Annotated in this window: 5 protein-coding genes and 1 pseudogene; 3 read left to right on the top strand and 3 right to left on the bottom strand. The window is 44.1% G+C overall.

The window, feature by feature from the left end; translation table 11 throughout:
* The coding region (locus AB4329_RS22270; protein WP_372139308.1) for a transketolase-like TK C-terminal-containing protein at positions 1-287 on the top strand (287 nt) is incomplete at its 5' end.
* 108 nt (positions 288-395) lie between these two features.
* Here the strand turns inward: AB4329_RS22270 and AB4329_RS22265 are convergent.
* On the bottom strand, positions 396-1958 hold the full coding sequence (locus tag AB4329_RS22265) for a methyl-accepting chemotaxis protein (protein WP_372139306.1): 1563 nt from the start codon (positions 1956-1958) through the stop codon (positions 396-398).
* A 165-nt stretch (positions 1959-2123) separates the two neighbouring features.
* Positions 2124-2528, bottom strand: a pseudogene (locus AB4329_RS22260) (Lrp/AsnC family transcriptional regulator); the annotation flags it as partial.
* A 409-nt stretch (positions 2529-2937) separates the two neighbouring features.
* On the opposite strand from AB4329_RS22260, the gene AB4329_RS22255 reads away from it, so the two are divergent.
* A complete protein-coding gene (locus tag AB4329_RS22255) occupies positions 2938-3264 on the top strand; it encodes a hypothetical protein (RefSeq protein ID WP_372139303.1) in 327 nt (108 codons plus the stop codon).
* A 47-nt stretch (positions 3265-3311) separates the two neighbouring features.
* A complete protein-coding gene (locus AB4329_RS22250) occupies positions 3312-6068 on the top strand; it encodes an immune inhibitor A domain-containing protein (RefSeq protein WP_372139301.1) in 2757 nt (918 codons plus the stop codon).
* A gap of 213 nt (positions 6069-6281) precedes the next feature.
* On the opposite strand, the gene AB4329_RS22245 is transcribed toward AB4329_RS22250, so the two are convergent.
* A complete protein-coding gene (locus AB4329_RS22245) occupies positions 6282-7457 on the bottom strand; it encodes an MFS transporter (RefSeq protein ID WP_017061890.1) in 1176 nt (391 codons plus the stop codon).
* Positions 7458-7566 lie beyond the last annotated feature (109 nt).

Raw genomic sequence — 7566 nt, 5'->3', positions numbered from 1 at the left:
AGTTAACCGCTGAAGGTAAGAAAGTACGCGTAGTTTCTATGCCTGCTACTGATGCGTTCGACAAACAAGACGCGCAGTACCGTGAGTCTGTACTTCCATCTGACGTAACGGCACGTATCGCTGTAGAAGCTGGCATCGCTGACTTCTGGTACAAGTACGTTGGTTTCGGTGGCAAGATCATCGGTATGACAACGTTTGGCGAATCTGCACCTGCAGGTGAGCTATTCAAGATGTTCGGTTTCACTACTGAAAACGTAGTAAACACAGCGAAAGAGCTTCTAGCTTAATCTTGAATACATTGTCTCGCCCTTCAATGGGTTGATGCATACAGAAAGCCCCGCATGAAAATGCGGGGCTTTTTTTGTCTTTTCTCTCATTCGGATTAAATCTAACGGCTATTTTTCTTCGAAACGCTTTGCCAGTTGGTAGAACTCATTCACTTGCTCTTTTAGCTCTGTGGAGTGGTCTTTCACAGAATGCGTTGCCACTAAGTTTTGTTCTGCGGTCGAGGCGATAGACTGCATATGCAGATTTACATCACTCGATAGCTCACGTTGCTTATGAGCAGAACTTTCAACAGACTGCATGAGTTCATTCATGGATTGCATTAGGTTTTCGACTTCAGACAAGCGCTCTGCACTCACTTTCGCAACATCGCCACACGCGTCCGTTTGCTCTCGGTTCGCCAGAATATCCTTTTGCCAGCCTTCAATCGTCGCGAGCATGGTGTCGATACTCTCTTTTATCTGAACCGTCGCCTTTGACGTGCGACCCGATAGTGCACGTACTTCGTCGGCAACAACGGCAAAGCCTCGTCCTTGCTCGCCCGCTCTCGCCGCTTCAATTGCCGCGTTTAGTGCCAACAAGTTGGTTTGTTCGGCGATTCCACCAATCTCTTCCATTATCTTGCTTACGCTCTGCGCTTGATCGCTCAATTGGTAAGTTGTTTGAGTCGCCTTTTCAGCCTGAGAAGCTAAGCTTTCTAAATTTCGATGGGTTTGATTAATGCTCTCTTTAGCACCAGCACAGGTTTGCAAAGTCACATCAACAATTTGGTGCGCTTCTTCTGTACGAGAAGAGACCTCATTCGCGGTGACTTCAACCTCTTCAGTCGCCTCTCGCACTTGAAGAATGTCTTTTGTTTGTTGATCTAAGGCTTCTGATACTTCAAATGACGTCGCATTTAGGTTGTCAGCCAAATCTTGTAACGGCTTGGCTGAGTCTGTCATGCGACCTAATACGGTGTGGATTCTTGCAGACAATAGTTTTAAGTGAAAATCGGCAACAGAGAACTGACTATTACCTGAATAGACAAGGCGACTGACACTATCGAATTTAGATTGCAGCTTTTTTAACTGCAATGGAGTATCAATGAGCTCTTGTCGGAAAAGCAGTGCTAATGCTGAAACAGGAAGTAGGCTCAACAACCATTGTGATACTTGCCCTACTTCGACTAGGTTTGAAACCAGAGGTGCAGCCAAAGAGCCTAACAAAACTGCGTAACGAACACTGTCACTGATCTTTAATGACCATTGGCGACCCGACTTTTCAGCCTTCAAGAGGCCTTGGTAAGCCTTATCTGCAACTTGTATCCATTCATTCTTTGGCTTAACACGAACAGATTGGTAGCCACTCACCTTACCATTGTCGTAAATTGGAGTTACATAAGCATCGACCCAGTAAAACCCACCAGATTTGGTTTTGTTTTTTACGATGCCACGCCAAGCTTTACCTTGCTTTAGGTTAACCCACATATCAGCAAAAGCGGCTTTCGGCATATCGTTATGCCTTACGATATTGTGGTGTTGCCCTAGCAATTCTTGTTGGCTGTATTCCGCTATGCGACAAAAAGCATCATTACTGTACGTAATCACGCCTTTTAAATCAGTGGTAGAGACAAGTTGTTCGTTTTCGCTGAGAAGCGTTTCACGAGATTGAGTAGATGAGCTGACAGTCATTATATTAACTTAGGTTAATTATTATTTTAGGCGAGGAATATATACAATTATTAAAGTTATGACAAAATGTGAACGTCACATTTTGTGTAAATGCCTGCTATTTATACAAATATTAGCTAAGTACCTCACAAAGCTAATAACTTCACTATCTTCTCATGCCAACAGTCACGACTCATCTAAGTTTACGGCAGTGGTAAATTTCACGGTTCTCATTGAGACAGAGGTATGGAATTTACGAATATTCAGATCTTTGCGTAGTACTCGCTCCACAAAGTCTTCGTAGGCTTGAATGTCTTTGACCGTCACAATCAGCATGAAATCAAAGCTGCCTGATATCTGATAGCACTGCGTGACCTCTTCTGCCTTTGAAATAGAATGGCGAAAGATTTGGTAAATATCCCCTCGATCACGCTCCATTTCCACGGACACAACCAAAGTCATCTTACTGCCGGTCAGTTCTGGATTAATGATGGACACACCACCGACAATCACGCCCTCTTCTCTCAGCCGTTTCACTCGCTTTAAGCAAGCAGGCGGTGACAACCCGACCAGCTCTGCTATTGTTAAATTTCACGTCATTTAAACACTGAAAGTTACTCTCAATACCCTAATTATTGATATTTTGAGTAAAAATAATTTGAGCATGGGTATTTACTAATGACTCAGTTATTACATGCGTATTTTAAAACACCGATAATAAAAAATCATCTTATTAGTTAGAACCCAACGCCTTGTATAAAGCGCCCTCCAGAATAATAACCACGACCTAATCAATGTTATTAAACATCCAAACTATCAACTATTCATTCAACAAAACCCATTAAATAACTGACAATAGAATAAATAACACTCCTTATTTTATATTAACTCTAAATGTTGAAACCGGAACGAATAATTAATTGTAATAATTATCCATTTGATTGGTAAATTTTATAAATATATTTTGTTACATAATCAAAACTGATTGCTTGATATAATAATGTCACACAAAACAATGGCTTTAATGGTTCTAATTTTTTCCTCACTGTCACAGGCTTCCACTATTGAGAACGACGAAATATTGCTGAAGTCATTGATAAAACAAGGTGTTATCTGTTCAGGCTTAACCTATGAGGAAAATCAAGAAGCTTTGCGTATCTATCTCAACGCTAAAAAAGTGAAGAGCACTCCGTTTGAGTCAAAAAATAGAAAAGAGACAACCAATACAAAAGAGATAGAAGATAAAAAAAATACAACAAACACACGTCAGTTAAATAAGACACCACAAGAGTGTATTAGGCCAAACTCGGACAACAGATCCGAATAAGGCAAGTTGATACTGATATCGACATGGAAATATAAAAAGGAAATATAATGAAAATGATGAGAAGAACATTGTTGGCTTCAGCAATGCTTACTCTATTTAGCGCCAGTGGTTATGCAAAAACACCTATTGATTTAGGCGTAGTTAATGAAGACAAACTCATTGAAATGCTAGTTAGACAAGGCTTAGTCGACCAAGATGCAACCGATGTGGCAAAGCAGGATGCGCTTGACCGTTACTTGAAAAATAAAATCAATTCCGGTTTCAAAGGCGATGCTCAATTCGGAAAAAAAGCACTTGAGCAACGCGCAAAAATACTCAAAGCCATAGAAAAAGGGTCTGGCGTTAAAAAAGCGAGTGTCTTTGCTTTAGAAGTCGGCACCAAGCGCACCGATAAAGTACTCGCTCTATTGGTCGATTTCCCTGATTTGAACTGGGATGACAACAAGTTGACCGAAGAGCACACGCAGATGCTCTACGAGAGCTACAATCCAGAGCATTATCAAGAGCTGTTGTTCTCAAATTCTGGCTACACAGGGCCAAATGGCGAGAACCTAATCTCGATGCGCCAATATTACCAAAGCGAGTCAGGTGACAGCTACAGCGTTGCAGGTCAAGCGGCAGGTTGGTATCGCGCCTCCAAGCCTGCGTCATTCTATGGTGGCAACTCCCCTACCACCGACAACGACCTAAACGCCCAAGAACTGGTTCGTGAAGCGCTGAATCAACTAGCTCAAGATCCGAGTATCAACCTTGCCGATTACGACATCGAAGATCGTTACGATTACGACGGTGACGGAAATTTCCGCGAACCCGATGGTGTGATTGACCACCTGATGGTGTTTCATGCATCGGTAGGCGAAGAAGCCGGTGGTGGCGTGTTAGGCCCTGATGCGATTTGGTCTCACCGATTCAACCTTGGTCGCACTCATGTACTGGAAGGTACTTCTAGCTCGCTTCCAGATCGATTTGGTGGCCAATACGCGGCGTTCGATTACACCATTCAACCGATTGATGCGGCTGCAGGTGTTTGTGCCCACGAATATGGCCATGATTTAGGCTTACCAGACGAGTATGACACGCAATACACAGGCAGAGGCGAACCGGTTTCTTACTGGTCAATCATGTCTTCGGGCAGTTGGGCTGGTCAAATTGGTGGTACACAACCAACGGCATTCAGCTCTTGGGCAAAACACTTCCTACAGAAATCGATTGGCGGACGTTGGGTTAACGATGATCAGCTCTCGATTGATGACCTAGAAGACAACCCACAAGTGTATACGCTGTTCCAAACAACGGATAACAGTCGTCCTAACATGATCAAAGTGGATCTTCCTGAAAAGCAGATTGAAGGTCTGAAACCCTTTGAGGGCGAGTATTCATTCCACTCTCAAAAAGGCGATGATCTGAAAAACAGTATGACTCGCAAGTTGATGATCCCAGCGGGTGATTCTGCACTGCTGTCTTTCAAAACTTGGTATGAGATTGAAAAAGACTACGACTTTGCGCGCGTGCTAATCAACGGACAAGCCATTGCAGGAAACATTACCTCAATGGACGATCCATACAACACGGACCTCGTTCCTGCTATTGGCGGCGAATCTGGCGGATGGGTCGACGCTGAGTTCGACGTTTCACAATGGGCAGGCCAAGAAGTGGAACTGTCTTTTGAATACATCACCGATGGCGGCTTAGCAATGGAAGGCTTCTATTTAGATAACCTTGCTGTTGTTGTCGATGGTGAAGTGACCTCAATAGACGATGGTGAAAGCAACTCCACCTTCGCCCTTAATGGTTACAAGCTGAGTAATGGATTCCATCAAGCGCAGCACTACTATCTATTGCAATGGCGCAGCCACATGGATGTTGATGAAGGCCTAGCGAACATCAAACGCATGGGACAACTGATCTCATTCGACCCTGGCTTGATCATTTGGTACGTCGACGAATCACTAACCGACAACTGGGTAGGTAAACACCCTGGTGAAGGTTGGTTAGGCGTGGTCGATGCAGACCAAAATGCCATGGTGTGGGCAAACTCTGGTGAAGCGGCTCAAACACGCTACCAAGTTCGAGACGCAGCGTTTTCACTCAAAGATCATACTCCAATGCGTCTTGTAAACAGCGACAACGATGTACTCGAAGATACCAGTTTGGTTGGCAATGCTAGCTTCTCGGATGACCAAGATTACACATCGCCTCAAGCACTAGATTCAGGACGCATCCTGACGGAGTTTGGTTTAGCGGTCGATATTGTGAATCAGAGTGATAACAACGAATACGGTGTGGTTCGCTTATCTAAAGTAAACCAACACAACATCGTTCCTACTGCGAACTTCGAGCTTAATGTGACTGGTCTGACTGTTTCTGCAAACAACTTCAGCTCAGACCAAGACGGTGAGATCGCCCGTTACCTATGGGACTTTGGGAACGGCACAACAAGTAACGAAGTGGCACCAACTTGGTCTTACGAGCAAGCGGGCGAATACACGGTGAACTTGACTGTTGTCGACGACAAAGGCGCTACCGCTTCATTTAGCTCCGTAGTGAGTGTTGAATCTCCAAACGCCCTTCCAGAAGCGAGCGCGAAGTACATTCACTTGGGCCGCTGGGTAACCATGTGGTCTACAAGTTCAGACAGCGATGGTCGTATTGTTGATACCGAGTGGACACTTCCAAACGGAAAGGTGAAACGAGGTCGCACATTCACGTCAATCTTCCCTTCATACGGAAAGCACGAGGTGACACTGAAGATAATCGATGACCAAGGTGGGATTACCACTAAGACAATTTTGGTCGACCTGTAAATCATCGCTGGCTCTGTCATGCGTATTTACAACACAAGCTTAAGTACTGTTGTCACAGGATATAAGCCACGACAGCAGTTTTAAGAAAACGTTATTATTTAAGCCGTAAGCAAAGGCCCTACCGATTTGGTAGGGCTTTTTATTGGTCGCAGTTTGAGATACTAGGGTTTTAATCACAGTAACGAAGTTACTGAACCACCATTAGATGATCCATTACACAGGCTGCTTTTGAATACGCGATTTACGAGCACTGAATGCGAACAGCAAGATAACAGCTAACACGAATGGTAATACGTAGATATTGAGGTTCTGCCACCCTGCTGTCGATTCTAGCCAGCCAGAGAGCATGGCGGTAATCGTCACACAGCCAAAGACAATAAATTCATTAAACGCTTGTGCCTTAGCTTTATTCTGCGATTGGTAGGACTGACTAAACAAACCTGTTGCCGCGATAAACATAAAGTTCCAACCGACACCAAGCACAACTAGAGCCGCTCTGAAGTGCCAGATAGATTCGCCATGAATGTTAATCGCGATACAGACGACGAACAGAACCCCGCCTGCCAAGATCATCATTCTTGAGCCAAACTTCTCGATAAGTGAACCAGTAAAGAATGCAGGAACAAACATCCCCAATACGTGCCACTCAATGACGCCCGCTGCTTTGGTAAAGTCAAAGCCACAACCAATCATTGCCAATGGCGTTGCTGTCATCAGGATATTCATCACCGCATAAGCGACCATGGCAGCAAACACTGCGCCAATAAAGTTAGGCGCTTTTACTATCACACTGAGAGGATCGGATTTAGGTGCCTGACTATTAAAAGAGACTTTTGGAAACTGAATTGTTTGTAAGATGAGTAACGCAAGAATGTTCAATCCAATCAAAGAAGCAAAAGCACCAATGTACAAGCCATCTTGCGACCACTGTTGCGACATAATCGCCAAATTTGGTCCTAATACCGCGGCTAAAACGCCACCAGCCATCGAGATAGAGATCGCTCGGTGACGGGCATTTTCATCACACACCTCGATTGCAGCAAAACGATAAAGCGTGCCAAAACCTATGCCTATCCCAAGTAAGAACGTAGCGAAACAAAACAAATAGAAATGTTGTTGAGACAGTGCGTAGGTGGCAAGACTAGCTCCTGTAATGCCAACCACATTACCAATGCTAAATCCTCGCTTTCTCCCTAACTTGCCTGAAATTAAAGATGCTGGAATAGTGGCTGCCATTAAACCCAAAAACTGCAGTGCAACCGGCAAGGTGATCATGCTGACACTGGGTGCAATCTGCTTACCGATCAAACCAATCACAGAGATCAGTAATATGTTACCCGTCATCAACAAGGCCTGACACAGTGAAAGCAGCCAAACATTTCTATTCATCTTCGTTCCTAAATATGAGCACAGTTGGTCAATAGACCAAAAATTCAACAAAGTCGCAACACTTTGTTACTCATAGCAACTCGACAAAGCGACCAATAGACCAATAGAC

The sequence above is a fragment of the Vibrio sp. 10N.261.54.A5 genome (assembly GCF_041471145.1).
Classification (GTDB): domain Bacteria; phylum Pseudomonadota; class Gammaproteobacteria; order Enterobacterales; family Vibrionaceae; genus Vibrio; species Vibrio crassostreae_C.
This window is presented reverse-complemented; position numbering and strand designations above follow the sequence as displayed.

What these genes read in the sequence shown, in the direction of transcription:
- AB4329_RS22265 (WP_372139306.1), bottom strand. Translation starts at nt 1,958, where the DNA reads ATGACTGTCAGCTCATCTACTCAATCTCGTGAAACGCTTCTCAGCGAA.
- AB4329_RS22255 (WP_372139303.1), top strand. Translation starts at nt 2,938, where the DNA reads ATGTCACACAAAACAATGGCTTTAATGGTTCTAATTTTTTCCTCACTG.
- AB4329_RS22250 (WP_372139301.1), top strand. Translation starts at nt 3,312, where the DNA reads ATGAAAATGATGAGAAGAACATTGTTGGCTTCAGCAATGCTTACTCTA.
- AB4329_RS22245 (WP_017061890.1), bottom strand. Translation starts at nt 7,457, where the DNA reads ATGAATAGAAATGTTTGGCTGCTTTCACTGTGTCAGGCCTTGTTGATG.